28 protein-coding genes are annotated in these 25,156 nt (G+C 54.0%); 17 read left to right on the top strand and 11 right to left on the bottom strand.

Features of this window, described 5'->3' with window-relative positions; translation table 11 throughout:
• Positions 1-103: 103 nt before the first annotated feature.
• From argT to hisP, 5 genes are all read left to right on the top strand, one after another.
• Positions 104-886, top strand: a complete 783-nt coding sequence (argT, locus tag AB1287_RS14955; RefSeq protein ID WP_312625235.1) for a lysine/arginine/ornithine ABC transporter substrate-binding protein ArgT — start codon at positions 104-106, stop codon at positions 884-886.
• 254 nt (positions 887-1,140) lie between these two features.
• Positions 1,141-1,923 (top strand): histidine ABC transporter substrate-binding protein HisJ, encoded by a 783-nt coding sequence (hisJ, locus tag AB1287_RS14950; protein WP_312625236.1) that lies wholly within the window; start codon positions 1,141-1,143, stop codon positions 1,921-1,923.
• Between the two features lie 68 nt (positions 1,924-1,991).
• A complete protein-coding gene (locus AB1287_RS14945; RefSeq protein ID WP_312625237.1) occupies positions 1,992-2,678 on the top strand; it encodes a histidine ABC transporter permease HisQ in 687 nt (228 codons plus the stop codon).
• The gene (hisM, locus tag AB1287_RS14940; protein ID WP_312625238.1) at positions 2,675-3,391 is read left to right on the top strand and encodes a histidine ABC transporter permease HisM; all 717 of its coding nucleotides are present in this window, start codon (positions 2,675-2,677) and stop codon (positions 3,389-3,391) included. The genes AB1287_RS14945 and hisM overlap by 4 nt, the downstream gene beginning before the upstream one ends.
• Before the next feature lie 7 nt (positions 3,392-3,398).
• Positions 3,399-4,172 carry a histidine ABC transporter ATP-binding protein HisP gene (gene hisP, locus AB1287_RS14935; RefSeq protein ID WP_312625239.1) on the top strand — a complete coding sequence of 258 codons (774 nt, stop codon included), beginning with the start codon at positions 3,399-3,401 and terminating at the stop codon, positions 4,170-4,172.
• Between the two features lie 31 nt (positions 4,173-4,203).
• On the opposite strand, the gene AB1287_RS14930 is transcribed toward hisP, so the two are convergent.
• From AB1287_RS14930 to yfcG, 6 genes are all read right to left on the bottom strand, one after another.
• On the bottom strand, positions 4,204-4,698 hold the full coding sequence (locus AB1287_RS14930; RefSeq protein ID WP_435618268.1) for a GNAT family N-acetyltransferase: 495 nt from the start codon (positions 4,696-4,698) through the stop codon (positions 4,204-4,206).
• A 12-nt stretch (positions 4,699-4,710) separates the two neighbouring features.
• Positions 4,711-5,271: a DNA-binding protein gene (locus AB1287_RS14925; protein WP_435618267.1), complete on the bottom strand. Its 561-nt coding sequence runs from the start codon at positions 5,269-5,271 to the stop codon at positions 4,711-4,713.
• Positions 5,272-5,300: 29 nt separating this feature from the next.
• Positions 5,301-5,543 carry a hypothetical protein gene (locus AB1287_RS14920; protein ID WP_435618303.1) on the bottom strand — a complete coding sequence of 81 codons (243 nt, stop codon included), beginning with the start codon at positions 5,541-5,543 and terminating at the stop codon, positions 5,301-5,303.
• Positions 5,544-5,764: 221 nt separating this feature from the next.
• Positions 5,765-6,658, bottom strand: a complete 894-nt coding sequence (locus tag AB1287_RS14915; RefSeq protein WP_312625242.1) for a TIGR01777 family oxidoreductase — start codon at positions 6,656-6,658, stop codon at positions 5,765-5,767.
• Between the two features lie 18 nt (positions 6,659-6,676).
• Positions 6,677-7,039 (bottom strand): dihydroneopterin triphosphate 2'-epimerase, encoded by a 363-nt coding sequence (gene folX / locus AB1287_RS14910; protein WP_312625243.1) that lies wholly within the window; start codon positions 7,037-7,039, stop codon positions 6,677-6,679.
• A gap of 52 nt (positions 7,040-7,091) precedes the next feature.
• A complete protein-coding gene (gene yfcG / locus AB1287_RS14905; RefSeq protein ID WP_312625244.1) occupies positions 7,092-7,718 on the bottom strand; it encodes a GSH-dependent disulfide bond oxidoreductase in 627 nt (208 codons plus the stop codon).
• A gap of 138 nt (positions 7,719-7,856) precedes the next feature.
• On the opposite strand from yfcG, the gene yfcF reads away from it, so the two are divergent.
• The 3 genes from yfcF to yfcD are packed head-to-tail and all read left to right on the top strand — an operon-like array spanning position 7,857 to position 9,705.
• A complete protein-coding gene (gene yfcF / locus AB1287_RS14900) occupies positions 7,857-8,501 on the top strand; it encodes a glutathione transferase (RefSeq protein ID WP_312625245.1) in 645 nt (214 codons plus the stop codon).
• A 53-nt stretch (positions 8,502-8,554) separates the two neighbouring features.
• Positions 8,555-9,106 (top strand): phosphodiesterase, encoded by a 552-nt coding sequence (gene yfcE, locus AB1287_RS14895; protein ID WP_312625246.1) that lies wholly within the window; start codon positions 8,555-8,557, stop codon positions 9,104-9,106.
• A 56-nt stretch (positions 9,107-9,162) separates the two neighbouring features.
• Positions 9,163-9,705 (top strand): NUDIX hydrolase YfcD, encoded by a 543-nt coding sequence (gene yfcD / locus AB1287_RS14890; protein ID WP_312625247.1) that lies wholly within the window; start codon positions 9,163-9,165, stop codon positions 9,703-9,705.
• Between the two features lie 3 nt (positions 9,706-9,708).
• On the opposite strand, the gene AB1287_RS14885 is transcribed toward yfcD, so the two are convergent.
• Positions 9,709-10,728, bottom strand: a complete 1,020-nt coding sequence (locus AB1287_RS14885) for a LacI family DNA-binding transcriptional regulator (RefSeq protein ID WP_312625248.1) — start codon at positions 10,726-10,728, stop codon at positions 9,709-9,711.
• A 216-nt stretch (positions 10,729-10,944) separates the two neighbouring features.
• Between AB1287_RS14885 and AB1287_RS14880 the strand changes: the two genes are divergently transcribed.
• From AB1287_RS14880 to AB1287_RS14860, 5 genes are all read left to right on the top strand, one after another.
• Positions 10,945-11,388 (top strand): PTS sugar transporter subunit IIA, encoded by a 444-nt coding sequence (locus AB1287_RS14880; RefSeq protein WP_312625249.1) that lies wholly within the window; start codon positions 10,945-10,947, stop codon positions 11,386-11,388.
• An 82-nt stretch (positions 11,389-11,470) separates the two neighbouring features.
• Entirely contained in the window at positions 11,471-11,743 is a 273-nt protein-coding gene (locus tag AB1287_RS14875) for a PTS sugar transporter subunit IIB (protein ID WP_097161745.1), read from the top strand.
• Positions 11,744-11,773: 30 nt separating this feature from the next.
• Positions 11,774-13,162, top strand: a complete 1,389-nt coding sequence (locus tag AB1287_RS14870; RefSeq protein ID WP_435618266.1) for a PTS ascorbate transporter subunit IIC — start codon at positions 11,774-11,776, stop codon at positions 13,160-13,162.
• Entirely contained in the window at positions 13,162-13,995 is an 834-nt protein-coding gene (locus AB1287_RS14865; protein ID WP_312625251.1) for a transketolase, read from the top strand. The genes AB1287_RS14870 and AB1287_RS14865 overlap by 1 nt, the downstream gene beginning before the upstream one ends.
• The gene (locus tag AB1287_RS14860; protein WP_312625253.1) at positions 13,988-14,941 is read left to right on the top strand and encodes a transketolase family protein; all 954 of its coding nucleotides are present in this window, start codon (positions 13,988-13,990) and stop codon (positions 14,939-14,941) included. Before AB1287_RS14865 ends, AB1287_RS14860 begins: the two co-directional genes overlap by 8 nt.
• 123 nt (positions 14,942-15,064) lie before the next feature.
• Here AB1287_RS14860 and pta read toward each other — a convergent pair whose 3' ends face one another.
• Together pta and ackA are read right to left on the bottom strand one after the other, a co-directional pair.
• Positions 15,065-17,206 (bottom strand): phosphate acetyltransferase, encoded by a 2,142-nt coding sequence (gene pta, locus AB1287_RS14855; protein ID WP_312625256.1) that lies wholly within the window; start codon positions 17,204-17,206, stop codon positions 15,065-15,067.
• A 75-nt stretch (positions 17,207-17,281) separates the two neighbouring features.
• The gene (gene ackA / locus AB1287_RS14850) at positions 17,282-18,484 is read right to left on the bottom strand and encodes an acetate kinase (protein WP_312625258.1); all 1,203 of its coding nucleotides are present in this window, start codon (positions 18,482-18,484) and stop codon (positions 17,282-17,284) included.
• A gap of 339 nt (positions 18,485-18,823) precedes the next feature.
• Here ackA and yfbV point away from each other — a divergent pair, with 339 nt between their 5' ends.
• The 4 genes from yfbV (at position 18,824) to AB1287_RS14830 (ending at position 22,442) form a co-directional block, all read left to right on the top strand.
• Entirely contained in the window at positions 18,824-19,279 is a 456-nt protein-coding gene (yfbV, locus tag AB1287_RS14845) for a terminus macrodomain insulation protein YfbV (RefSeq protein ID WP_435618265.1), read from the top strand.
• 86 nt (positions 19,280-19,365) lie between these two features.
• On the top strand, positions 19,366-19,860 hold the full coding sequence (locus AB1287_RS14840; RefSeq protein WP_435618264.1) for a YfbU family protein: 495 nt from the start codon (positions 19,366-19,368) through the stop codon (positions 19,858-19,860).
• A gap of 11 nt (positions 19,861-19,871) precedes the next feature.
• Entirely contained in the window at positions 19,872-20,531 is a 660-nt protein-coding gene (locus tag AB1287_RS14835; RefSeq protein WP_435618263.1) for a sugar phosphatase, read from the top strand.
• A 78-nt stretch (positions 20,532-20,609) separates the two neighbouring features.
• Positions 20,610-22,442: an SLC13 family permease gene (locus AB1287_RS14830; RefSeq protein WP_435618262.1), complete on the top strand. Its 1,833-nt coding sequence runs from the start codon at positions 20,610-20,612 to the stop codon at positions 22,440-22,442.
• Positions 22,443-22,559: 117 nt separating this feature from the next.
• Here AB1287_RS14830 and yfbR read toward each other — a convergent pair whose 3' ends face one another.
• Positions 22,560-23,159, bottom strand: coding sequence for a 5'-deoxynucleotidase (gene yfbR / locus AB1287_RS14825; protein WP_435618261.1), 600 nt, complete (start codon positions 23,157-23,159; stop codon positions 22,560-22,562).
• Between the two features lie 80 nt (positions 23,160-23,239).
• Positions 23,240-24,457, bottom strand: coding sequence for an alanine transaminase AlaA (gene alaA, locus AB1287_RS14820; protein ID WP_312625265.1), 1,218 nt, complete (start codon positions 24,455-24,457; stop codon positions 23,240-23,242).
• Between the last annotated feature and the right edge of the window lie 699 nt (positions 24,458-25,156).

The raw sequence follows: 25,156 nt of genomic DNA, 5'->3' as shown, positions 1-25,156 counted from the left end.
TTTGAGCAGCTCGTTAAGGTGGCATAAAACGTGCAGAGCAGTTCTGCTACACACAACACAACGACATAACACGCAACAGCATCACGACACTTAAGGGTAATGTATGAAGAAGACAGTTCTGGCTCTCTCTTTAATGCTTGGGATCGGCAGTGCTTCCAGCGTCTTTGCTGCGCTGCCGCAGACTGTTCGTATCGGGACTGACGCCACCTACGCTCCGTTCTCTTCCAAGGACGCGAAAGGGGATTTTGTCGGCTTTGATATCGATTTGGGTAATGAGATGTGCAAGCGCATGCAGGTGAAATGCACCTGGGTTGGCAGCGATTTCGATTCCCTGATTCCGTCCCTGAAGGCGAAGAAAATTGACGCCATCATCTCCTCTCTCTCCATCACCGAAAAACGCCAGCAGGAGATTAATTTCTCCGAGAAACTGTATGCTGCTGACTCGCGACTGATCGCGGCGAAAGGTTCGCCGATCGTGCCAACTATCGAATCGCTTAAAGGCAAGCACGTGGGCGTATTGCAGGGCTCTATTCAGGAAACTTACGGCAACGACAAATGGCGTAGCCAGGGCGTCGACGTGGTGGCCTATCAGAACCAGGACCTGATTTATTCTGACCTGGCTGCTGGCCGCCTGGATGCTGCTTTCCAGGATGAAGTCGCCGCGAGCGAGGGCTTCCTCAAACAGCCTGCCGGGAAAGACTTTGCTTTTGCGGGCCCATCCGTGAAGGACAAAAAATACTTCGGTGACGGCACCGGTGTCGGCCTGCGTAAAGATGATACCGAGCTGAAAGCGGCTTTCGACAAAGCGTTCGATTCGCTGCGCAAAGATGGCACCTACGACAAGATGGCGAAGAAGTACTTCGACTTTAACGTCTACGGTGACTAAGACTGTCCTGGCCCGGGTAACCGGGCCTTGCGGGCTGAGCAGTTATCTATACATGTGCGGCATAACCGGGTTTTGCTTTTTGGTGGTGCAATTGATGCACTAAAATGGTGCGATAATGCATAGTTAAGCATCTTTCATGCAAAAAAGTGCGTACTTGCCCCGATAACCTTTTGCCTTATCCGCATGAATGGTGGCACGATAACTGCTCTGATACTTCTGATTACCCGTTAAATGACAGTCTGTTGAGGATGGTTATGAAAAAACTGGCGTTGTCTCTTTCTCTTGTGCTGGCACTTTCCAGCGTTTCTACGGTCTTCGCAGCCATTCCGCAGAAAATCCGCATTGGCACAGATCCGACTTATGCTCCCTTCGAATCCAAGAATGCGCAGGGTGAACTGGTTGGTTTTGATATCGATCTGGCTAAAGAGCTCTGTAAGCGTATTAATACGCAATGTACCTTCGTTGAGAACCCGCTGGATGCGCTGATCCCGTCGCTGCAGGCGAAAAAAATCGACGCCATTATGTCCTCACTCTCCATTACGGAAAAACGCCAGCAGCAGATTGCCTTCACCGACAAACTCTATGCCGCAGATTCTCGCCTGGTGGTGAAAAAGGGCAGCCCGGTCACGCCGGACCTGGCCACGCTGAAAGGTAAACGCGTGGGCGTTCTTCAGGGCACCACACAGGAAACCTATGGCAACGAGCACTGGGCACCGAAAGGCATCGAAATTGTCTCCTATCAGGGCCAGGACAACATCTATTCTGACCTGACGGCCGGGCGCATTGATGCCGCGTTCCAGGATGAAGTGGCGGCAAGCGAAGGGTTCCTTAAGCAGCCGGTTGGCAAAGATTATCAGTTTGGCGGCCCGTCTATTAAGGATGAAAAACTGTTCGGCGTGGGGACCGGTATGGGCCTGCGTAAAGAGGATAACGAACTGCGTGTTGCCCTGAATAAAGCTTTTGCCGAAATGCGCGCCGACGGCACCTACGACAAGCTGGCGAAGAAGTATTTCGATTTTAACGTATACGGCGAGTAATTGCCGTTTTCACCGTGAGCGCCGACGTTCCCGGGGCTCGCGGTGGTTTGACTGACAGGACAGGCTCAATGCTGTACGGGTTTTCACAAGTCATATTACAGGGTGCGCTGGTCACCCTTGAGCTGGCCCTTAGTTCCGTCGTGCTGGCCGTGCTCATTGGCCTGGCGGGGGCTGCGGGCAAGCTGTCCGGCAATCGTGCGCTGGCGCTGCTGTTTGAAGCCTACACCACGTTAATTCGCGGCGTACCGGATCTGGTGCTGATGCTGCTTATCTTCTACGGCCTGCAAATTGCCCTGAACAGCATTACCGATGCTATGGGGCTGACGCAGTTCGATATCGATCCGATGATCGCCGGTATCATTACTCTTGGTTTTATCTACGGCGCTTATTTTACCGAAACCTTCCGTGGGGCGTTTCTCGCAGTGCCCAAAGGACATATTGAGGCCGCAACGGCGTTTGGCTTTACTTCCAGGCAGACGTTTGTGCGGATCCTCTTTCCGGCCATGATGCGCTTTGCGCTGCCCGGAATCGGCAACAACTGGCAGGTTATTCTCAAAGCGACGGCGCTGGTTTCTCTGCTTGGCCTGGAAGACGTGGTGAAAGCCACGCAGCTTGCCGGGAAAAGTACGTGGGAACCGTTCTACTTCGCTATCGTCTGCGGCGTGATTTATCTGGTGTTCACAACGGTCTCTAATGGTGTGCTGCTTCTGCTCGAGCGTCGCTATTCCGTGGGTGTGAAGAGGGCTGACCTGTGATCGAGATTATTCAGGAGTACTGGAAGTCCCTGCTGTGGACCGACGGCTATCGCTTTACCGGCGTGGCGATCACGCTTTGGCTGCTGATTTCTTCCGTGGTGATGGGCGGGATTCTGGCGGTGTTCCTCGCCATTGGTCGCGTCTCCAGTAACAAATACATTCAGTTTCCGATTTGGCTGTTCACCTATATTTTTCGCGGTACGCCGCTCTACGTTCAGCTGCTGGTCTTTTATTCAGGGATGTACACGCTTGAAATCGTGAAAGGGACAGAACTGCTGAATGCTTTTTTCCGCAGCGGCCTGAACTGTACGGTGCTGGCGTTAACGCTTAATACCTGCGCTTATACCACAGAGATTTTTGCAGGGGCCATACGATCGGTTCCGGCAGGTGAAATTGAGGCGGCTCGCGCCTATGGTTTTTCCGGCGTGAAACTCTACCGCTGCATCATTTTGCCTTCGGCGCTGCGTATTGCGCTTCCGGCCTACAGCAACGAAGTGATTCTGATGCTGCACTCCACGGCGCTGGCTTTTACCGCGACCGTGCCAGACCTGCTGAAAATTGCCCGTGATATTAACTCCGCAACCTACCAGCCGTTCACCGCGTTCGGCATTGCTGCGGTGCTGTATCTGATTATCTCTTATGTGCTGATTAGCCTGTTCCGTAAAGCGGAAAAACGCTGGCTGCAACATGTGAAACCCTCTTCGACACACTGAGAACATCATGCCTGACAACAAACTAAACGTTATCGATCTGCACAAGCGCTACGGCGAACATGAGGTGCTGAAAGGGGTATCACTGAAGGCCAATGCGGGCGATGTGATCAGTATTATTGGCTCGTCCGGCTCAGGAAAAAGTACCTTCCTGCGCTGCATCAACTTTCTCGAAAAACCGAGCGAAGGCAATATTGTGGTCAGCGGGCAGACGATTGGTCTGGTGCGCGACAAGGACGGCCAGCTGAAAGTGGCGGATAAAAACCAGCTGCGCCTGCTGCGTACCCGCTTAACGATGGTGTTTCAGCACTTCAACCTGTGGAGCCACATGACGGTGCTGGAAAACGTTATGGAAGCGCCGATTCAGGTGCTCGGCCTCAGCAAGCAGGAAGCGCGTGACCGCGCGGTCAAATACCTGGCAAAAGTGGGCATCGATGAGCGCCAGCAGATTAAATATCCGGTGCATCTTTCGGGCGGCCAGCAGCAGCGTGTCTCCATCGCGCGAGCGTTAGCCATGGAGCCTGAAGTGCTGCTGTTTGATGAACCCACCTCCGCGCTCGATCCTGAGCTGGTGGGGGAAGTGCTGCGCATCATGCAGAAGCTGGCGGAAGAGGGGAAAACCATGGTGGTGGTGACGCATGAGATGGGCTTTGCCCGCGATGTCTCTTCCCACGTGATTTTCCTGCATCAGGGGCGGATCGAAGAAGAAGGGCATCCTGATGAGGTATTCGGTAATCCGAAAAGCACCCGTTTACAGCAGTTTCTTAAAGGTTCTCTGAAGTAAAACTCTCCCCTCGTCTGCATGGCGAGGGGCCTTATTTTACCCGCCGATAGACCCAGTCGTCGTAAAATACGCCGTTTATCTCAACAGCCTTTTCCAGAACCTGCTCGCGCACAAAACTCAGCTTTTCCAGCAGCCTCACCGAGCCGCTATTTTCTGCCAGCACCCAGGCGTTAATGGCGGAAAGCCCAAGTGTGCAAAAACCATACTCACAGACGGCGCTCACGGCCTCTTGCGCATAACCTTGCCCTTGTGCCTGCGGCAATAGCGCGTAGCCAATATCCGCTTCCCGTTGATTCGCTGAGCTGATTTGTAATCCAACGTCTCCTACGGCTTCACCCTGTCTGTCTCGAATAATAAAAATGTTTCCACCCAGACGTGAGTTGAATTTCAGCCTGATAGCTTCCTCAGAAAGCAGCGCCCCCATAAAGCGCGTCACTTGCGGATCGCGACGTAGCGTCAGGAAACAGGGCCAGTCAGCTTCACGCAGTGGAGAAAGCGTCAGTCGTGATGTGATGAGCTCGGGCATTTGGTTCCTGAATCATTGAGTAATGGCGGCGGTATTTTGCTGTTCAAGCTGCTGGAGATAGTGCATTACCCTGTTTTTTTCGAGCGAAGAGCGGAGCTGTAACGCAAGGTTCAGGCTGTCCAGGATGTGTGCATTGGCAATCAGCGGGGATTCCGCTGGTATACGACCTTCGCTTGCCAGCCAGTCAACAACGGTGCGCCAGTGCCAGAGAGGAGAGTTGCCTTTAACGCGCTGCACCGGGCCAGGAAACTGGCGTGAGCCCCTGGTGCCATCTTTAAGCAGAGCGATAGCCTGTCGGGTGAGGCCTGTCAGCTCAGCGATGTCGCTGAGCCCGACGAGGGTTGAATCGACCGACTCCACGCGGGCGCCCAGCCCGGCGGATTCAATGTTATTGACGGCGGAGAGCACGGCCTGAGCCAGGCTTTCGCTTTGCCGATCGAAATCGAGGTAGACCGAGGTGCCGTAGAAACAGATCAGCGCATCGTCGCAGCCTGCGGTAAACAGGGCGTCTTCAAGCCCTTGTGTGTCGGCGGTGACGCCTGAAAGCGTCAGAGTAAAATTGAACAGCGGCATAAGTGGCTCCCTGGAGTTTTTCTGGCTTTTTAGGTTTCAGGTTCGATGGCAAGTGGCAAACAGCTTTCGACCTTTCTGATGATTTGCCTGGCATGATGTTGCGGACTGCCGGGCGTAGACCAGATACTCATCATGTGCTGGCGATGTTCGGGTATGCCGCACTTCAGGCGTCCATAGCAGTGTGAACTGTTACCACCTGAAGTAAAAATCCAGCCCTGAGACTCGGCATAGCGAATTGCTGTACGAATGTGTTTATCAGGATGTTCCTTCATCATTCTTTCCTGTGCAGTATGCATAGTGAGTTGACGCATGTCAACATTCTTGTTGCGCAAAAAAACATCGCTGCGCAAACGGAGAGAGTACGCGTAGTCAGGGGAAATAAGATCGGCGTAAAGCGAAAATGGGTAGGGAAATTAACGAATTGCGGCCAGCATTCCAGCGCTATTGCAAACGTTGCACTGGAATGTACCGTCAGAGCGTGATGGGGTTACCTTCAGGCAAGCACGTCTGCCAGCGCTTCCTCAAGATCGTACCAGCGAAAGGCAAAGCCTGAATCCTCCAGTCGTTTCGGCAGCGCGCGTTGGCCGCCTAACACCAATACGGAAGATTCGCCCATTAGCAGTTTTACCGCCATGGCCGGAGCGCGCAGAACGGCAGGGCGATGCAGGGCGTGCCCGAGCGCGTGGGCGAACTGCTCATTACGCACCGGATAAGGGGAAACCAGATTGAACGGGCCGCGCAAATCATTATTCAGCAGCCACAGGATCCCGTTTACCATATCGTCGATGTGGATCCATGCCAGATATTGCCGACCGTTACCCATCGGGCCGCCCAGGCCAAGCTTGAAGGGAGGCACCATTTTGCCGAGGATGCCGCCTTTTGGCGCTAAGACCACGCCGGTACGCAAAAGACAAACGCGGGTTGTGTCACTCTGTGCGCCGCAGGCGATTTGCTCCCAGCGAGCGCATAGCTTGTGGGTAAATTCGTTATGAGGTGGCTCTTCTTCCGTGACGACAACTTCGCCAAGATCGCCATAATAACCGGCAGCTGAACCTGAAATCAGTACGCGCGGCGGCTGATCGCTTGCGGCAAACAGATCCACAAGTTTTTGGGTGATTTGCCAGCGGCTGTTGCACAGGCGCTGTTTTTGTTCTTCGGTCCAGCGCTTATCGGCAATGGGCTCTCCGGCGAGATTAATGACGGCATCAATGCCGTCAAGCGTGCTGCGCGCGTTGAGTCCTTTCCAGAACTCAACGCGCGCATCCAGCTGCTGACGTGCTTTGTCAGGGCTGCGGGTAACGACAATAACGTTGTGTCCTGATTCCAGCAGGCGTGGAATCAAATGACGGCCTATCAGGCCGGTGCCACCGGTAATCAGGATCTTCATACCCCCTCCGGGTTGTACTTAACGCCGCCAGCTCATGGTCATGGAGACGGAGTCGGCATACCGCAGCGCGTGAAGTTTATCGATTTCTACTTCAGCATAAGTGACCCAGTGATGTTCGCATGCGATGTTGAGCACATCCTGAGTTAATTTTTCCAGCAAAGAGAATCGGTTGTTTTCCACATGCCCGATGATGCGTTTGGTAATCGTGCGGTAATTCAGCGCATCGTTGATGTCTTCACTTTCCCTCGCGTTTTCCGCCGGGTAGTGGATGGTCACATTAATGACGATATCCTGGCGATTAGCGATTTCTTCTTCTTTGATGCCGATAAAGGTACGCAGGCGCAGGTTCTTGATACGAATAATGGCGTCTGGCTGAGACATTGCAGGCTTCCTCCTTGTTGTTATCCCGGCCATGATACACAAACTCCCTTTATTACGCGTGGACCTTCTGCATAGCCCGTTCGGTTGCCGGGCGCTGGCGAATGCGCTCAACCCAGTTGTTCACGGCCGGGAAGTTTTGCAGATCGATGCGCTGGCGCTGATGGGCATTGATCCACGGCCAGCAGGCGATATCAGCAATGCTGTAATGCTCACCGCCAAGCCAGGGGCAGGTTTCCAGACGTTTGTTCAGCACGTTATAAAGACGCTGGGTTTCAACCTGATAGCGTTCAATGGCGTAGGGGACAGGCTGCGGGGCGAAATGGTTAAAATGATGGTTTTGTCCAAGCATTGGCCCCAGACCGCCTACCTGCCAGAAAAGCCACTGCAGCGTTTTATGTCTTTCCCGCAGCTCACCGCTTAATAGTTTTCCCGATTTTTCCGCCAGGTAGAGCAGGATTTCACCTGATTCAAACAGGCTCAGCGGTGCGCCGCCGTCGGCGGGAACATGGTCGACAATGGCAGGAATTTTATTGTTTGGGGAAAGCGAAAGAAACTCCGGGCGAAACTGGTCGCCTTTACTGATATCTACGCGAATGATGCGGTACGCGAGCTGGGCTTCCTCCAAAAAAAGCGTAATTTTGTGGCCGTTTGGCGTAGGGGCGTAATAGAGGTCAATCATTTTAACTCCCGGATTTGGGTTATTTTCATGACAACAGGAGTATAGGTGCTTAAGACAATTGTGTGAGTTTTCATCAAGTGACAGCTTCACAAAGACGCGATATGTTGATGTTTCTCCCCGCAAACCGTTGAGGAAGCTATGACTCGTCCTGTGATTACGCTGTGGTCCGATGCCCATTTTTACTCGCCGTATGTGATGTCCGTGTATGTTGCTTTACAGGAAAAAGGACTGACGTTTAGCCTGAAAACGGTTGATTTGAACAAAGGTGAACACTTACAGGCGGGCTGGAAAGGATACGGCTTAACCCGTCGCGTGCCGCTGCTGGAAGTGGATGCCTTTGAGCTGTCCGAGTCCTCGGCCATTACTGAATTCCTGGACGAGCGTTTCGCGCCGCCGCAGTGGGAACGGCTCTATCCTCACGATATTGAAAAGCGTGCCCGTGCCCGGCAAATTCAGGCGTGGCTGCGCAGTGACTTGATGCCAATCCGTGAAGAGCGTTCCACCGACGTCATTTTTGGCGGTGTGAAAAAGCCTGTGCTGACGGCAAACGGCCAGGCCGCCGCCGCAAAGCTGTTCGATACAGCAGGCGCGCTGTTGTCACACGGTAAACCCAATCTGTTTGGTGAATGGTCGATTGCTGATACCGATCTGGCGCTGATGCTGAACCGGCTCGTCCTCAACGGTGACGACGTCCCGGAAGCGCTTGCCGATTACGCGGCATTCCAGTGGCAGCGCGCATCAGTCCAGCGATTCGTCGCGCTGTCAGCTAAACACGCAGGCTGAACCGGGCAGGATAATCCGTTAATATAGTGCGGTTTTTCGTGGAGGAATAATTGATGAAACTGATGTTTGCGTCAGACATTCACGGCTCCTTGCCCGCCGCTGAACGCGTACTCTCTCTGTTTGCTCAAAGTGGGGCGCGCTATCTGGTTATCCTGGGAGATGTGCTTAATCACGGCCCGCGCAATGCTTTGCCAGAAGGGTATGCTCCCGCCGATGTCGCAACGTGCCTGAACAGCGTTGCCGACAGGATTATTGCCGTGCGGGGCAACTGCGACAGTGAAGTGGATCAGATGCTGCTGCACTTTCCCCTTACCGCGCCGTGGCAGCAGGTGCTAACGTCCAGTCAACGCTTGTTTTTGACGCACGGTCATCTGTTTGGCCCGGACAACGTGCCAGCCCTGTCCGCTGGCGATGTGCTGGTTTACGGCCATACTCATATTCCGGTCGCCGTTCGTAAAGGGGAAATCTTCCACTTTAATCCTGGCTCCGTGAGTATCCCAAAAGGCGGCTACAGCGCCAGCTATGGCATGATGGAGAGCAATAAACTGCGTGTTTTAGCACTCAATGATCAACGCGTTATTGCAGAGGTCGCAATTAATCCGTAATTTACCCGACAACCGTAAACGCGCCGTGAGAGCGCTTTTAAAGAGAAGGTTTCCTGATGGTGGAGCAGAATTTGGCAAGCACAGAATGGGTGGATATCGTTAACGAGGACAATGAGGTCATTGCCCAGGCCAGCCGTGAGCAAATGCGTGCGCAGTGCCTGCGTCATCGCGCTACCTACATTGTGGTTCATGACGGTATGGGAAAGATTCTGGTGCAGCGCCGTACTGAAACCAAAGATTTCATGCCGGGAATGCTGGATGCCACAGCGGGCGGCGTGGTGCAGTCAGATGAAGAATTACTGGATTCTGCGCGCCGTGAAGCGGATGAAGAGCTGGGTATTGCCGGTGTCCCGTTTGCCGACCACGGTCAGTTTTACTTCGAAGATAAGCATTGCCGCGTCTGGGGCAGCCTTTTTAGCTGCGTCTCGCACGGCCCGTTTGCGTTGCAGGAAGAAGAAGTGAGTGAAGTATGCTGGCTGACACCGGAAGAGATCACCGCGCGCTGTGATGAATTCACACCGGATTCCCTGAAGGCGCTGGCGCTGTGGATGAGCCGCAATGCCAACAACGAAGCGCAAAAAGAAGAAGAAATCGAGTAATATTCAACAGCTGTCCCGCAGGCATAAGCGTGCGGCGATGGCGCTTTTTTCCTCCCACTCTTGATCGTTCAGACGCGCCAACAGCGCGCGTCCTGCTTCAATCCCAATCTGTCGGTGCGGTACCGAAATGGTGGTCAGCGGCGGCTGACACACGCGGCTGACGTCGCTGTCGCCGAAACCCACAATCGCCAGCTCGTCCGGCACCTTGATACGTCGACGCTGGCACTCGTACAGCGCACCACAGGCTAATTCATCCGAAACGCAGACCAGCGCATCCAGCTCCGGCCAGGCCAGCAGAAACTCCGGCAGCTGTGAGGCCCCGGTGGAGAAGGTGGGGGGCTGTGCGGCATTAATGACTCGCGTAGGGGACATATGATGGCGCAGCATCGCTTTATACCAGCCCTGCAGGTGCTGCTGAAAGATCCACTGCTCCTGGTTGGCGCACAGCAAACCAATATTCTGATATCCGCGCTGAATCAGCATTTGCGTCAGCTCGAACATCGCTGCGACGTTATCAATACCGATATTCATATCGAGTGGGTCGGCGCGCTTTGCGCCAATTTCCATCACGGGAATCGAGCTGTTCTCCAGCCACTGGCGGGAGGTATCGCTGTGTTCGACGCTGAGCAGAATGGCTGCGGCTATGTTTGAGGCGAGTAACGTCTCCAGCAGTTTTTCTTCCTGATCGAGATGGTGACGGGATTCCGCCAGCATGATTTGATAGCCCGCAGGCTGAAGCACCTGTTGTAACCCGGCGAACATCTCCGAGCAACCGGATTCGGCCAGGCTTGGCACCACCATGCCGATGGTCCATGAGGATGCCGAGGCCAGCGCGCTGGCCGCCAGGTTTGGCATATATCCCAGTGTCTGCACCGCGGCTTCAATCTTTTCCCGCAGCTTATCGGAAACCTGCTCCGGCGTGCGCAAAGCACGGGAAACGGTCATTGTTCCCACGCCAGCCAGCTGTGCCACATCTGCCAGCGTGACTTTTCCGGTGCCGCGGCGTTTTCGGGTCAGAGACATGCTTCTTCCTGATTGAAATCTCGTTTTGAAAGTGCATGCAGTATACGCCTGAAATCCCTCTTTTTGCTGAGTTATTACAGCTTGTTCACATTTTGATAGCGCTATCACAAATTTGATACAGCCTTTTTTGGTAGCGCTATCTTTGTGACTATCATCACAGTCAGCCCTTAAGGCCTTGCATAAAGTTTGTCCACCTTACCACTGCAGGAGTTGATCATGCTGAGTCAATGGATCCACGAAGGGACGGTGCGTTTACAGGAAAGCGTAGAAAGCTGGCCGCAGGCGCTGGAAATCTGTGCTCAGCCGCTGCTGGATGCGCAAACGATCGTGCCGGAATACATTACGGCCATTATCGAACAGCACCATAAGCTGGGGCCCTATTACGTACTGGCTCCTGGCCTCGCGATGCCACATGCTCGCCCGGAAGAGGGGGCAAAAGGGTTAGGTCTTTCGCTTCTGAAGCTGCAACACGGCGTTAATTTTGGCTCAGAAGAACACGATCCGGTTGACCTGATTATTATGCTCGCGGCACCGGATAAACACAGTCACATTGAAATGATTTCATCTCTCGCGGAGCTCTTTTCCAGCGATGAAGATATGCTGTTGCTGCACCAGGCGAAAACCTTTGAGGAGATTAAAAATATAATTTCACGCTTCTGATTGTTTTTTATTACCCCTGACTTCTGACATTTTATCTTCGGGTAAAGTGCGGGCTGACTCTACATTAAATAAGGTAACAATAATGAAAATTATGGCGATTTGCGGCTCCGGCCTGGGCAGCAGTTTTATGGTCGAAATGAATATTAAAAAGGTGCTTAAAAAACTCAATATTGAGGCTGAGGTAGAACATTCTGACCTTTCATCCGCCACGCCCGGTGCGGCCGATCTCTTTGTTATGGCAAAGGACATTGCCGAAAGCGCCAGCGTGCCAGACCATCAGCTGGTGGTCATCAGCAATATTATTGATATCAATGAACTGGAAAATAAGCTCAGCGCTTATTTTGCCAGCCGTTAATCATCCATCCGCATTGAGTGAGGGGCCATTATGTTTATCCTCGAAACGCTTAATTTTGTGGTCGATATTTTAAAAGTACCTTCAGTGCTGGTAGGGTTAATTGCGCTGATTGGTCTGGTTGCGCAGAAAAAATCATTTTCTGATGTGGTTAAAGGCACGGTAAAAACGATTCTCGGCTTTATTGTGCTGGGCGGTGGTGCGGGCGTATTAGTTGGCTCGCTGAACCCGCTAGGTGGCATGTTTGAACACGCTTTCAGCATTCAGGGGATTATCCCGAATAACGAAGCCATCGTCTCTATCGCGCTGGAAAAATATGGTGCAGCCACGGCGTTAATCATGGCCTTTGGTATGGTGGCGAACATCGTTGTCGCACGCTTTACCCGCCTGAAATACATTTTCCTGACCGGCCATCATACCTTCTACATGGCCTGTATGATTGGCGTGATCCTGACGGTGGCGGGCTTCGAAGGTATTGGTCTGGTGTTCACCGGATCGCTGATACTCGGGCTCATTATGGCGTTTTTCCCGGCAATTGCGCAGCGCTACATGAAGCGTATTACCGGCAATGATGATATTGCGTTTGGGCACTTCGGTACGCTTGGCTACGTGCTGTCTGGCTGGATTGGCAGCAAAGTAGGTAAAGGTTCGCGCTCAACTGAGGAGATGAACCTGCCGAAAAACCTGAGCTTCCTGCGAGACAGCTCCATCTCCATTTCGCTGACCATGATGATCATCTACCTGATTATGGCGGTTTTCGCAGGGCGCGAGTATGTCGAAGCCACCTTCAGTAGCGGTCAGAACTATCTCGTCTACGCCATCATCATGGCGATCACCTTTGCGGCGGGCGTATTTATCATTCTGCAGGGCGTGCGCCTGATTCTGGCTGAAATTGTGCCGGCCTTTACCGGCTTCTCCGAGAAACTGGTGCCTAACGCGCGTCCGGCGCTGGATTGCCCGGTTGTCTATCCCTACGCTCCGAACGCGGTGCTGATTGGTTTCCTGTTCAGCTTCCTCGGTGGCCTGGTCGGCCTTTTCCTCTGCGGACAGTTCAAATGGGTGCTTATCCTGCCGGGCGTCGTCCCTCACTTCTTCACCGGCGCGACGGCTGGCGTCTTCGGTAATGCCACCGGCGGCCGTCGTGGCGCGATGATTGGCGCTTTTGCCAACGGTCTGTTGATCACCTTCCTGCCTGTTTTACTGCTGCCGGTACTGGGCGCGCTGGGCTTTGCCAACACGACCTTCTCAGATGCCGATTTTGGTGCCGTCGGAATTGTGCTCGGTAATCTCGCTCGTTATCTGTCGCCGATGGCGATCACTGGCCTGGTGGTCGTGATTTTCGCGCTGCTGGTGCTGTTCAACTACCTGGCTAAGAACAAAGTGGCCGGGAACGATTCACCACAAAACACAGGAGCCAAATAATGAATACGGTTGCAGAGGTTACCCAACTGGCGCGCGATATTCGCGTTGCCACCCTGAAATCGCTGACGGATTTAGGTTTTGGTCACTATGGCGGCAGCATGTCGGTGGTGGAAACGCTGGCGGTGCTGTACGGCGATGTGATGCGCATCGATCCGGGCGATCCGGACTGGAAAGGGCGCGATTACTTCGTGCTATCAAAAGGCCATGCGGGCCCGGCGTTGTACAGCACGCTGGCGATCAAAGGCTACTTCCCGCAGGAGGAGCTGAGCACGCTGAACCAAAACGGTACGAAGCTGCCAAGCCATCCGGACAGGCTCAAAACGCGCGGCGTGGATGCGACGACCGGATCGCTGGGCCAGGGGATTTCCATCGCGGGCGGTATGGCGCTTTCACATAAGCTTGCCGGACGCAGCAACCGCGTATTCTGCATCGTCGGTGATGGTGAGCTGAACGAGGGGCAGTGCTGGGAAGCGTTTCAGTTTATCGCCCATCACAGGCTCAACAACCTGACGGTGTTCGTTGACTGGAACAAGCAGCAGCTTGACGGCGAGCTTGACGAAATTATCTGTGCCTTCGATCTGCACGAGAAATTCACCGCTTTTGGCTTTGATGTGGTGACGGTGAAGGGCGATGACATCCCTGGGCTTCTTGAGGCGGTTAAACCCGTACCGGCAGCGGATGCCCGGCCGAGGCTTGTGATCCTCGACAGCATTAAGGGGCAGGGCGTGCCGTATCTGGAAAATCTGGGTAATTCCCACCACCTGCGCCTGACGGATGAGATGAAACAGGCGCTCACTGAAACGATTGCTCAACTGGAGGCCGCGCATGATTAAGGTTGCACCTGAAGGCGCAAAAGACGCGATTGAAATGCGTAAAGTCTACGCAGGTTTTGTCACCGAACAGATTGAGGCGGGCAGTGAGATTATCGCGCTCGAGGCCGACCTGATGAGTTCGATGGCGATGGACGGCGTGCACAAAAAATACCCGCAGCAGGTCATTAACTGCGGAATAATGGAGGCCAACGTGATTGGTACCGCGGCGGGGCTATCGCTGACCGGGCGAAAACCGTTTGTGCACACCTTCACTGCATTTGCCAGCCGTCGCTGTTTCGACCAGCTGTTTATGTCGCTCGATTACCAGCGCAATAACGTGAAGGTGATTGCTTCAGATGCTGGCGTGACGGCCTGCCACAACGGCGGAACGCACATGTCGTTTGAAGATATGGGAATCGTGCGAGGGCTGGCGAATTCGGTGGTGCTGGAAGTGACTGATGCCACCATGTTTAAGGATATCCTCAATCAACTGATCGACCTCGAGGGCTTTTATTGGGTTCGAACCATCCGCAAGCAGGCGCCGTCGGTTTATCAGGAAGGTTCGACCTTCACTATCGGTAAAGGCAACGTGCTGCGTGAAGGAACGGATATCACGCTCATCGCCAATGGCATTATGGTTGCAGAGGCGCTGGAAGCTGCGCGTCGCCTGGAGCGGGAAGGCGTCAGCGCGGTGGTGATCGACATGTTCACCCTCAAGCCAATCGATAAAATGCTGGTGAAAAACTATGCCGAGAAAACCGGGCGCATCGTGACCTGTGAAAACCACAGTATTCACAACGGGCTGGGCTCCGCGGTAGCGGAAGTACTGGTCGAAACCTGCCCGGTACCGATGCGTCGCGTCGGCGTGAAGGAGCGCTACGGTCAGGTGGGCACCCAGGATTTCCTGCAGCAGGAGTATGGTCTGACGGCAGATGAGATAGTGAAGGCGGCAAAAGAGCTGCTGTGATCTGCTTCTGGTAATAAAAAAGGCGACCCTCTGAGAGTCGCCTTTTTGTTGCCCGGTGGTGCTAACGCTCACCGGGCCTGGGGTCCTGTAGGCCGGATAAACGAAGTGCCATCCGGCAAGTCATCAGTCCTGCTGAGAGGACTGAATCGCAGTCAGTGCGATAGTGTAGACGATATCGTCAACCAGTGCGCCACGAGAGAGGTCGTTGACGGGCTTACGCATACCCTGCAGCATCGGCCCGATGGAGATCAGGTCGGCAGAACGCTGTACCGCTTTGTAGGTGGTGTTACCGGTGTTCAGATCCGGGAAGATGAACACGGTTGCACGACCTGCAACAGGGGAGTTCGGCGCTTTGGATTTCGCAACGTCCGCCATTACTGCGGCATCGTACTGCAGCGGGCCATCGATCATCAGGTCAGGACGCTTTTCCTGCGCCAGACGAGTCGCTTCACGCACTTTTTCTACGTCGCTACCTGCACCAGAGGTACCGGTGGAGTAGGAGAGCATCGCCACGCGTGGCTCGATACCGAAGGCAGTTGCCGAGTCCGCAGACTGGATAGCGATTTCAGCCAGCTGTTCAGCGGTTGGATCCGGGTTGATCGCGCAGTCGCCGTAAACGTAAACCTGTTCAGGCAGCAGCATGAAGAACACGGAAGAAACCAGAGAGCTGCCCGGCGCCGTTTTAATCAGCTGCAGCGGTGGACGGATGGTGTTGGCGGTGGTGTGAACAGCACCGGAAACCAGGCCGTCGACTTCGTTCTGTTCCAGCATCAGGGTACCGAGAACCACGTTGTCTTCCAGCTGTTCGCGGGCAACGGCTTCGGTCATGCCTTTGCTCTTACGCAGCTCGACCAGGCGTGCCACGTAGCTTTCACGAACCACTTCCGGATCGACGATTTCAATGCCTGCACCCAGTTCAACGCCCTGGTCAGCCGCAACGCGGTTGATTGCATCAGGGTTGCCGAGCAGCACACAGGTCGCGATGCCGCGCTCTGCACAGATTGCCGCAGCTTTCACAGTACGTGGTTCGTCACCTTCCGGCAGAACAACGCGTTTGCCTGCTTTACGCGCCAGCTCGGTCAGCTGGTAGCGGAACGCTGGCGGAGAGAGACGACGGCTGCGCTCGGAGGTCGCGGTCAGGGATTCAACCCAGTTTGCGTCGATGTGGCTTGCCACGTATTCCTGAACTTTCTCGATACGAGCATGGTCATCTGCCGGAACTTCAAGGTTGAAGCTCTGCAGGCTCAGAGAGGTCTGCCAGGTGTTGGTGTTCACCATGAAGACCGGCAGGCCAGTTGCAAATGCACGTTCGCACAGCTTGCTGACGCGCGCGTCCATTTCGTAAGCGCCGGTCAGCAGGATGGCGCCGATTTCAACGCCGTTCATCGCGGCCAGGCAGGCTGCAACCAGCACGTCCGGACGATCTGCGGAGGTTACCAGCAGGGAACCTGCACGGAAGTGTTCCAGCATGTGCGGAATGCTGCGCGCACAGAAGGTCACAGACTTCACGCGACGGGTGTTGATGTCGCCTTCATTAACGATGGTGGCATTCAGGTGGCGAGCCATATCGATTGCACGGGTGGCAATCAGATCGAAGCTCCACGGTACTGCACCCAGAATTGGCAGCGGGCTGGCGGCGGCCAGATCTGCCGCATTGATTTTCACGACTTTTGCTTTGGAAGAGTCATCGAAAATTTCAGACAGGTCAGGGCGGGTACGGCCTTGCTCATCCACCGGGGCGTTCAGTTTGTTAACGATAACGCCGGTGATGTTGGTGTTTTTCACGCCACCGAAGCTGCTGCGGGTCAGCTCAATACGCTCTTTCAGCTCTTCCTGAGTGTCGGTGCCCTGAGACATCACGAACACGATTTCTGCGTTCAGCGTCTTGGCAATTTCGTAGTTCAGGGACTGGGCGAACTGGTGTTTGCGGGTCGGAACCAGGCCTTCAACCAGCACCACTTCTGCGTCCTTCGCGTTAGCGTGATAGTTGGCGATGATCTCTTCCATCAGCACGTCTTTCTGGTTGCTGGAGAGCAGAGATTCAACGTGGCTCATCTTCAGCGGTTCAGCCGCTGGCAGATTGGAGTTGGCACGCACGATAGTGGTGGTCTGGTCTGGCGCATCGCCACCGGCACGCGGCTGAGCGATTGGCTTAAAGACGCTCAGACGAACGCCTTTGCGTTCCATAGCACGGATAACGCCAAGGCTGACGCTGGTCAGGCCGACGCTGGTTCCGGTAGGGATCAGCATAATTGTACGGGACACGGTTTATCCTCTTTCGTTACCGCCGCTCAGGGCGGGATACAAAACAGCACCGCCAGCTAGGCTGGCGGTGTGGAATCAGGCAGTCAGACGAGCTGCGTCTTGTGCGATAACCAACTCTTCGTTGGTCGGGATGACCACGGCAGGGCGGGTGCCTTCTTTGTTGATGAAGCCAGACTTGCCGAAACGGGCAGCCAGGTTACGCTCGTGATCAACTTCGAAGCCCAGAACGCCCAGTTTGCCCAGGGAGAGTTCGCGGACCATCGCGGCGTTTTCACCGATACCACCGGTGAATACGACGGCGTCCAGACGACCGTCCATCAGCGCGGTGTAGGAACCGATGTATTTCGCCAGACGGTGGCAGTAAACGTCCATTGCACGTTTAGCGTCTGCTTTGGTTTCATAGTTGTCTTCAACATAGCGGCAGTCGCTGGTGACTTCGGTCAGACCCAGCAGGCCGGACTCTTTGGTCAGCATTTTGTTGATAGCGTCAACGCTCATGCCCAGGGTGTCGTGCAGGTGGAAGATGATAGCCGGGTCGATGTCACCGGAACGGGTACCCATCACCAGGCCTTCCAGTGGGGTCAGACCCATGGAGGTATCAACACATTCGCCGTTGCGGATAGCAGAAACGGAACCACCATTGCCGAGGTGGCAGGTGATGATGTTCAGTTCGTTAACTGGCTTGTTCAGGACCTTAGCGGCTTCCTGAGTCACGAAGAAGTGGCTGGTGCCGTGTGCGCCATAGCGACGAACGCCGTGCTCTTTGTACAGGCTGTACGGCAGGGCATACAGGTAAGATTCTTCCGGCATGGTCTGATGGAACGCGGTGTCGAAGACGGCCACGTTTTTGTCTTTCAGATTCGGGAAGGATTTCAGCGCTTCCGCGATGCCGATCAGGTGTGCCGGGTTGTGCAGCGGTGCAAAAGAGGCTGCGTCTTTGATGCCCTGAATAACGGAATCATCGATAACCACAGAGCCAGTGTACTTCTCGCCGCCGTGGACAACACGGTGACCGATAGCAGCCAACTGAGCAGACAGTTCTGGTTTTTGTGCCAGAATAGTGTTAACGATAAAGTTAAGCGCTTCACTGTGAGCGGCGCCTGCACCTAAAGCCGCTTCTTGTTTGCCGCCATCCATTTTCCACTTGATACGCGCTTCTGGGAGATGGAAACATTCGGCCAAACCAGAAAGGTATTCTTCACCGTTAATCGCATCAATGATTGCGAATTTCAGGGAGGAGCTACCGCAGTTCAGAACCAGTACTAACTTACTCGACATGGAAGTACCTATTAATCTTATGTGGCTAAAAAAACGTCAGTGAGCCAAAGAGCGTAGCGCAGGATGACGCTGACATTTATGATTAACATCATGCCTGATACTTTTAGCGGGCATGATGAAAGAAAATTGGGTGATTCAGCATTCAGTTTTGCACAATTTTCCACCAATGACAGAATGTGCAATAATTTGACGAACCGCGAGACTGGGTCTACGCCCATCTCAGGCCGCACAGGATACCTGATTGTCGCCTTTATTGCCAAAATGATTTGAACGTTGTCATGCATAGTTGTTGTTTTGCACGAAATTTTGATTTTTTATCTGTGAAGTTGAGGTAACGCCATGTCGACACCCGAGAACCGCCCGGTCAGCTTTTTTAGTTCATTCCGCCGTGGGCAGCACTACGCAAAGACGTGGCCAATGGAAAAACGCCTTGCTCCAGTGTTTGTAGAAAACCGCGTCATACGCGCCACCCGCCACGCCATCCGCTTTATGCCGCCCGTGTCCATTTTTACTCTCTGCTGGCAAATTGCCCTTGGTGGTCAGCTTGGGCCGGCCGTCGCCACCGCGCTGTTTGCTCTCAGCCTGCCGATGCAGGGATTATGGTGGCTCGGTAAGCGTTCAGCTACGCCGCTTCCGCCGGGGATTCTGAACTGGTTCTATGAAGTGCGTGGTAAATTGCAGGAGTCGGGTCAGGCGCTGGCCCCGGTTGAAGGCAAGCCTGATTACCAGGCGTTAGCTGACACGCTTAAGCGCGCCTTCAAACAACTGGATAAAACTTTCCTCGATGATTTGTAATTAACCATCAAAAACGCATATAAAAGAGGGCATACATACTGTAGGCCCTCTTTTTTTCATGCGCGTTAAGCGCACAGGAGTCGAAAATGGAAATGACCAACGCTCAACGTCTGATTTTATCGAATCAGTACAAAATGATGACCATGATGGATCCGGATAACGCGGAACGTTATCGCCGTCTGCAAACCATCATCGAGCGCGGCTACGGCCTGCAAATGCGCGAACTGGACCGCGAATTCGGCCAGCTCACCGAAGAAACCTGCCGAGTGATTATCGATATTATGGAGATGTATCACGCCCTGCATGTTTCCTGGACCAACCTGAAAGACGCCAATACCATCGACGAGCGCCGCGTCACCTTCCTGGGCTTCGATGCTGCAACGGAGGCCAGATACCTCGGCTACGTGCGCTTTATGGTGAATACCGAAGGTCGCTACACTCACTTCGACGCCGGTACACACGGCTTTAATGCCCAAACGCCGATGTGGGAAAAATACCAGCGCATGCTGAGCGTATGGCATGCGTGCCCGCGTCAGTACCACCTGAGCAGCAACGAAATTAACCAGATCATTAACGCCTGATGGAGGCCGCCGTGCAGTGCAAAGGCTTTTTATTCGATCTCGACGGCACGCTGGTGGACTCCCTGCCGGTGGTGGAGCGCTCCTGGTGCCACTGGGCCGACAGACACGGCCTCAGTCATGAAGACGTCCTGAATTTTATTCACGGTAAGCAGGCGATCACTTCGCTGCGTCATTTCCTTCCGGGCAAAACCGAAGCGCAAATTCAGGCTGAATTCTCCTGGCTTGAGCAAATTGAAGCGGAAGATATCGATGGTATCACCGCGCTGCCGGGCGCGCTGGCGTTGCTCACCCATCTTGATGAAAGCGGCATTCCATGGGCGATTGTCACTTCCGGTTCCATTCCCGTCGCACACGCCCGCCATCGCGCGGCAGGGCTGCCCGCGGCGAAGATTTTTGTCACGGCGGAGCAGGTGAAACGCGGTAAGCCCGAGCCGGATGCATATCTGCTTGGGGCGGAACTGTTGGGGCTTGCACCTGCAGACTGTGCCGTAGTGGAAGATGCCGCGGCGGGAATGTTGTCTGGTCTTGCTGCCGGCTGCCGTGTGATTGCGGTGAATGTGCCGCATGATGCGCCCCGGCTGGAGGAGGCAGATTTTGTGCTGACAACGCTGGAGGCGCTGAGCGTGATCCGCCAGCCGGATGGCAACGTCGATGTTCGACTGAAGAACTAACGGCATGATATAGCCCCGCATCGTCGGGGCTTTTTTATGCCACACTTTGGGCACTTTCTTTTCTGACAAGGATATGTTGTGAACAGTGAACTGATGTGGGTATTAGCGCTGCTGGGCGTGGCTGTGCTCTTATTTGCGACCGGCAAAGTGCGCATGGATGCCGTTGCGCTGCTGGTCATTGTGGCGTTTGTCCTGAGCGGCACGCTCACCTTAAGCGAAGCATTTTCTGGCTTCAGCGATCCGAACGTCATTCTTATCGCCGCGCTGTTTATCATCGGCGACGGCCTGGTGCGTACCGGCGTTGCCACCAGTATGGGGGCGTGGCTGGTGAAAGTGGCGGGCAACAGCGAAATCAAGATGCTGATTTTCCTGATGTTGACCGTTGCAGGCCTTGGGGCATTTATGAGTTCCACTGGCGTGGTGGCGATTTTTATTCCCGTGGTGCTGAGCGTGTGCATGCAAATGAACACCTCGCCGTCGCGGCTGATGATGCCGCTGAGCTTCGCCGGGCTTATCAGCGGCATGATGACGCTGGTCGCCACGCCGCCTAATCTGGTTATCAACAGTGAACTGATTCGCGAAGGGCTTGAGGGGTTCAGCTTCTTCAGCGTGACGCCGATTGGCGTGGTCGTGCTGGCGCTCGGTATTGTCTACATGCTGCTGATGCGTTTTATGCTGCCGGGCGATGAGGGCGAACCTAAATACGATAAACGACGCACGTTTCGTGATTTGATCAAAGAGTACCGCCTGAATGGCCGCGCGCGTCGTCTGGCGATTCGCCCTGGCTCGCCGCTGGTGGGTCAACGGCTGGACGATTTGAAGCTGCGCGAACGCTATGGGGCTAACGTAATCGGCGTAGAGCGCTGGCGGCGCTTTCGTCGGGTGATCGTGAACGTCAGCGGCGTATCGGAATTCCACGCCCGCGATGTGCTGCTGATTGATATGTCCGCCGCGGATGTGGATTTGCGCCAGTTTTGCAGCGAGCAGCTGTTGGAGCCAATGGTATTGCGCGGCGAGTATTTCTCCGATCAGGCACTGGACGTGGGCATGGCCGAAGTTTCGTTGATCCCGGATTCTGAACTGGTAGGCAAAACGGTGAGGGAAATGGAGTTCCGTAGCCGCTTCGGGCTGAACGTTGCGGGCCTCAAGCGTGGGGGCAAAGCCGTTGAGGGTTCCGTGGTGGATGACGCCATTGAGCCCGGCGACATTCTGCTGGTGGTGGGGAACTGGAAACTGATTGCCCATCTGTCACAGAGCGGGCGGGACTTTGTAGTTCACAACATGCCGATTGAGGTCAACGACGCCTCTCCCGCGCACAGCCAGGCGCCGCACGCGGTGTTTTGCCTGGTATTGATGGTGGCCCTGATGCTTACCGATGAAATCCCCAACCCGATCGCGGCAATCATTGCCTGCCTGCTGATGGGCAAGTTTCGCTGTATCAACGCCGAGAGCGCTTATAAGGCTATCCACTGGCCGAGCATTATCCTTATCGTTGGTATGATGCCGTTTGCTCTGGCACTGCAAAAGACCGGCGGCGTCGATTTGATTGTGCAAGGGCTGATGGAAATCGGCGGGGGGCAAGGACCGTATCTCATGCTGATCTGTCTGTTTGTTATGTGCGCTACGATCGGGCTGTTTATTTCGAATACTGCGACAGCGGTGCTGATGGCACCGATTGCGCTGGCAGCGGCAAGGTCAATGGACGTATCGCCTTACCCGTTCGCTATGATGGTTGCGATGGCGGCTTCAGCGGCATTTATGACGCCCGTTTCCTCGCCGGTCAATACGCTGGTGCTGGGACCCGGGAAATACAGCTTCAGTGATTTCGTGAAAATTGGCGTACCGTTTACGCTGCTGGTGATGGTGATGGTGGTGTGCGTGATTCTTATCCCGGTGTTGTTCCCGTTTTAACTGCCCCCGGTGGCAAGGTGAATTGCAAAACCTTCCTGTAAGGGAAGGTTTTTAGTGTTTGCGCCCCTCTCCACGTGGGAGAGGGGCGGGGGAGAGGGCATCAGAGGCTGCACGATATCACAACGGGGAATCCTGGCTTATCTCATCCAACGAAAGCTGGAAGCTCGGTACAAACATCTGCATGAAGTAGTCCATCTCTTCGCTGCGGCGTGCTTCCAGCGTTTTTTCCAGCCTTGTTTTTGCCAGAAGAAATTCGTTGTTGCCCGCGGAGAGCTCTTCCAGACACTTAAGGTAGGCGCAAAGGGCATCGGCCTGCTTCACGATGGCTTTTTCTTCTTCACTTGCGTGGCGCTCGTCAATCAGCGGTTCAAAAATGTCACGCAGTTCATCCGGGACCATATCCACCAGCTTTTGCTGTGCGATTTTCTCGATTGCTTTGTATTCCTGGGCAATCTGCGAATTGAAGTACTTCACCGGCGTGGGCAGGTCGCCTGTCAGCACTTCGGAGGCGTCGTGATACAGCGCCAGCAGCGCAATCCGCTCCGCATTAATGCTACCGCTGAACTTACGGTTTTTAATGGCCGCCAGCGCATGGGCCACCATCGCGACCTGCAGGCTGTGCTCGGAAACATTTTCGGTGCGCACGTTGCGCATCAGCGGCCAGCGATTGATCAGTTTCAGACGGGAGAGATGGGCAAAGAAGTGACTCTGGCTCATGGGGATCCTTGATGCATGACTACAGATGAGCCATTGTGCGCAGAGTTGACCGCCGGATGCAAACCCGGCGGCCAGGGTGTTTATAGTTGGCGGTATCCGGAGAGGAACCGACCGAAGCGGTTGATAGACATTTCCAGATCGTCCATGCGGGGAAGGGTCACAATTCGCACGTGGTCCGGCCAGGGCCAGTTGAAGGCCGAGCCCTGAACCAGCAGCACTTTTTCCTGCAGCAGGAAGTCGAGCACCATTTTCTGGTCGTCGTGAATATTAAAGCGTTTGGCGTCAATTTTCGGGAACATATAGAGCGCACCGTTAGGCTTCACGCAGCTGACGCCCGGGATCTCATTGATGAGCTCCCAGGCGCGGTTGCGCTGTTCGTACAGGCGCCCGCCCGGTACGATAAATTCGCTGATGCTTTGATAGCCGCCCAGCGCGGTCTGAATGGCATGCTGTGCGGGAACGTTGGCGCACAGACGCATCGAGGCGAGCATTTCCAGCCCTTCGATATAACCTTTAGCGTGTTTTTTCGGCCCGTTAAGGACCATCCAGCCCTGGCGGAAACCTGCGACGCGATAGGTTTTGGACAGGCCGTTAAAGGTGACGGTGAGCAGGTCCGGTGCGAGCGCGGCAATAGAGTGATGCTGTGCTTCGTCATAGAGGATTTTGTCGTAGATCTCGTCAGCAAAAATGATCAGGTTATGCTGGCGGGCGATCTCCACGATCTCCAGCAGCAGCTCTTTGGAGTACACCGCACCTGTCGGGTTGTTCGGGTTAATGATCACGATCCCACGGGTGCGTGGGGTGATTTTACTGCGAATATCGTCCAGATCCGGGAACCAGCCTGCGGATTCGTCACACAGATAGTGCACCGCTTTGCCGCTGGAAAGCGACACCGCTGCCGTCCATAGCGGGTAATCCGGAGCGGGGACCAGCATCTCATCGCCGCTGTTGAGTAGCGCCTGCATGGCCTGCACGATCAGTTCAGACACGCCGTTGCCGATGTAAATGTCTTCCACCGTCACGTCGCGCATATCGCGTGCCTGATAATGCTGCATAATGGCTTTACGTGCAGAATAAAGACCTTTGGAATCGCAATAGCCCTGCGCGGTTGGCAGGTTGCGGATCACATCGACCAGGATTTCGTCAGGGGCATCAAAGCCAAAAGGGGCCGGGTTGCCAATGTTCAGCTTAAGGACCTTGTTGCCTTCTTCTTCAAGACGTTTGGCTTCTTTAAGTACCGGGCCGCGGATGTCGTAACAGACATTATCTAATTTGCTGGATTTTTCGATGGGAGACATGAATCTTAACCTTTTCGCTAGTTTCGCCACTCCCTGCCGTGGAAGTCAGCACCGAATAAGGTACTCCCCATCAGGGCTATTTTGAAGGGTTGGCAGGACAATATTTTGTGCAGCACGCTACGGATGTGTGTTTTGTTTGCCTGAGATTCCACCACTTCTTCTGGAGAAATCACCATGTTATGAAAAAGAGGTGGTGGTTAATGTTGTTATTTTGCTTAACTTTTGAATTTTTAACTGATTTAACTCCTGCTGTCGCCAACTCTCCTGCATGATGACGTTCGCCGAATTGCAAAGTGTTGAACCCAGATGCTAAGGCATTTGCAAAGCAGAAGATGAGGTCTAATACTTTACTCTGTGAATACAATGTTAAGTTTTGTTAATGAAAGAATATTTAATCAATTAATCATTTTTCATTAATTGCAAAGTTATCTCAGCGGATTGTTAATTTATTCCTGAGTGATGATTTTCAATTAAAATTTTATGTAAGATTAACCCTAATAACACTTATAAATATAATGTTTTTGCGGTAGGATACCACGGTCAGCAAACGGTGATTATCACCATATTGGCGATATCCTGGCTTGCTAAAACAATATAACTTTATGTTATTGCTTGTATTTTTGTTTTTCCTGATGCGTTTGTAATTTTTGACATCTTTGTTGAGTGTTCTTAAAGGACTCGGCGTAAAAGTAACGCTTT

The organism is Scandinavium sp. UTDF21-P1B (assembly GCF_040750395.1).
Classification (GTDB): domain Bacteria; phylum Pseudomonadota; class Gammaproteobacteria; order Enterobacterales; family Enterobacteriaceae; genus Scandinavium.
Note: the sequence above shows the minus strand (reverse complement) of the source record. Positions and strands in the feature narration are given on the sequence as shown.

What these genes read in the sequence shown, in the direction of transcription:
- AB1287_RS14885 (WP_312625248.1), bottom strand. Translation starts at nt 10,728, where the DNA reads ATGTCTCTGACCCGAAAACGCCGCGGCACCGGAAAAGTCACGCTGGCA.
- AB1287_RS14865 (WP_312625251.1), top strand. Translation starts at nt 13,162, where the DNA reads ATGAATACGGTTGCAGAGGTTACCCAACTGGCGCGCGATATTCGCGTT.
- AB1287_RS14930 (WP_435618268.1), bottom strand. Translation starts at nt 4,698, where the DNA reads ATGCCCGAGCTCATCACATCACGACTGACGCTTTCTCCACTGCGTGAA.
- yfcD (WP_312625247.1), top strand. Translation starts at nt 9,163, where the DNA reads ATGGTGGAGCAGAATTTGGCAAGCACAGAATGGGTGGATATCGTTAAC.
- yfcE (WP_312625246.1), top strand. Translation starts at nt 8,555, where the DNA reads ATGAAACTGATGTTTGCGTCAGACATTCACGGCTCCTTGCCCGCCGCT.
- yfbR (WP_435618261.1), bottom strand. Translation starts at nt 23,159, where the DNA reads ATGAGCCAGAGTCACTTCTTTGCCCATCTCTCCCGTCTGAAACTGATC.
- AB1287_RS14945 (WP_312625237.1), top strand. Translation starts at nt 1,992, where the DNA reads ATGCTGTACGGGTTTTCACAAGTCATATTACAGGGTGCGCTGGTCACC.
- hisJ (WP_312625236.1), top strand. Translation starts at nt 1,141, where the DNA reads ATGAAAAAACTGGCGTTGTCTCTTTCTCTTGTGCTGGCACTTTCCAGC.
- AB1287_RS14920 (WP_435618303.1), bottom strand. Translation starts at nt 5,543, where the DNA reads ATGAAGGAACATCCTGATAAACACATTCGTACAGCAATTCGCTATGCC.
- AB1287_RS14880 (WP_312625249.1), top strand. Translation starts at nt 10,945, where the DNA reads ATGCTGAGTCAATGGATCCACGAAGGGACGGTGCGTTTACAGGAAAGC.
- AB1287_RS14875 (WP_097161745.1), top strand. Translation starts at nt 11,471, where the DNA reads ATGAAAATTATGGCGATTTGCGGCTCCGGCCTGGGCAGCAGTTTTATG.
- argT (WP_312625235.1), top strand. Translation starts at nt 104, where the DNA reads ATGAAGAAGACAGTTCTGGCTCTCTCTTTAATGCTTGGGATCGGCAGT.
- hisP (WP_312625239.1), top strand. Translation starts at nt 3,399, where the DNA reads ATGCCTGACAACAAACTAAACGTTATCGATCTGCACAAGCGCTACGGC.
- yfcG (WP_312625244.1), bottom strand. Translation starts at nt 7,718, where the DNA reads ATGATTGACCTCTATTACGCCCCTACGCCAAACGGCCACAAAATTACG.
- alaA (WP_312625265.1), bottom strand. Translation starts at nt 24,457, where the DNA reads ATGTCTCCCATCGAAAAATCCAGCAAATTAGATAATGTCTGTTACGAC.
- AB1287_RS14915 (WP_312625242.1), bottom strand. Translation starts at nt 6,658, where the DNA reads ATGAAGATCCTGATTACCGGTGGCACCGGCCTGATAGGCCGTCATTTG.
- ackA (WP_312625258.1), bottom strand. Translation starts at nt 18,484, where the DNA reads ATGTCGAGTAAGTTAGTACTGGTTCTGAACTGCGGTAGCTCCTCCCTG.
- yfcF (WP_312625245.1), top strand. Translation starts at nt 7,857, where the DNA reads ATGACTCGTCCTGTGATTACGCTGTGGTCCGATGCCCATTTTTACTCG.
- AB1287_RS14925 (WP_435618267.1), bottom strand. Translation starts at nt 5,271, where the DNA reads ATGCCGCTGTTCAATTTTACTCTGACGCTTTCAGGCGTCACCGCCGAC.
- AB1287_RS14870 (WP_435618266.1), top strand. Translation starts at nt 11,774, where the DNA reads ATGTTTATCCTCGAAACGCTTAATTTTGTGGTCGATATTTTAAAAGTA.
- AB1287_RS14860 (WP_312625253.1), top strand. Translation starts at nt 13,988, where the DNA reads ATGATTAAGGTTGCACCTGAAGGCGCAAAAGACGCGATTGAAATGCGT.
- AB1287_RS14840 (WP_435618264.1), top strand. Translation starts at nt 19,366, where the DNA reads ATGGAAATGACCAACGCTCAACGTCTGATTTTATCGAATCAGTACAAA.
- folX (WP_312625243.1), bottom strand. Translation starts at nt 7,039, where the DNA reads ATGTCTCAGCCAGACGCCATTATTCGTATCAAGAACCTGCGCCTGCGT.
- yfbV (WP_435618265.1), top strand. Translation starts at nt 18,824, where the DNA reads ATGTCGACACCCGAGAACCGCCCGGTCAGCTTTTTTAGTTCATTCCGC.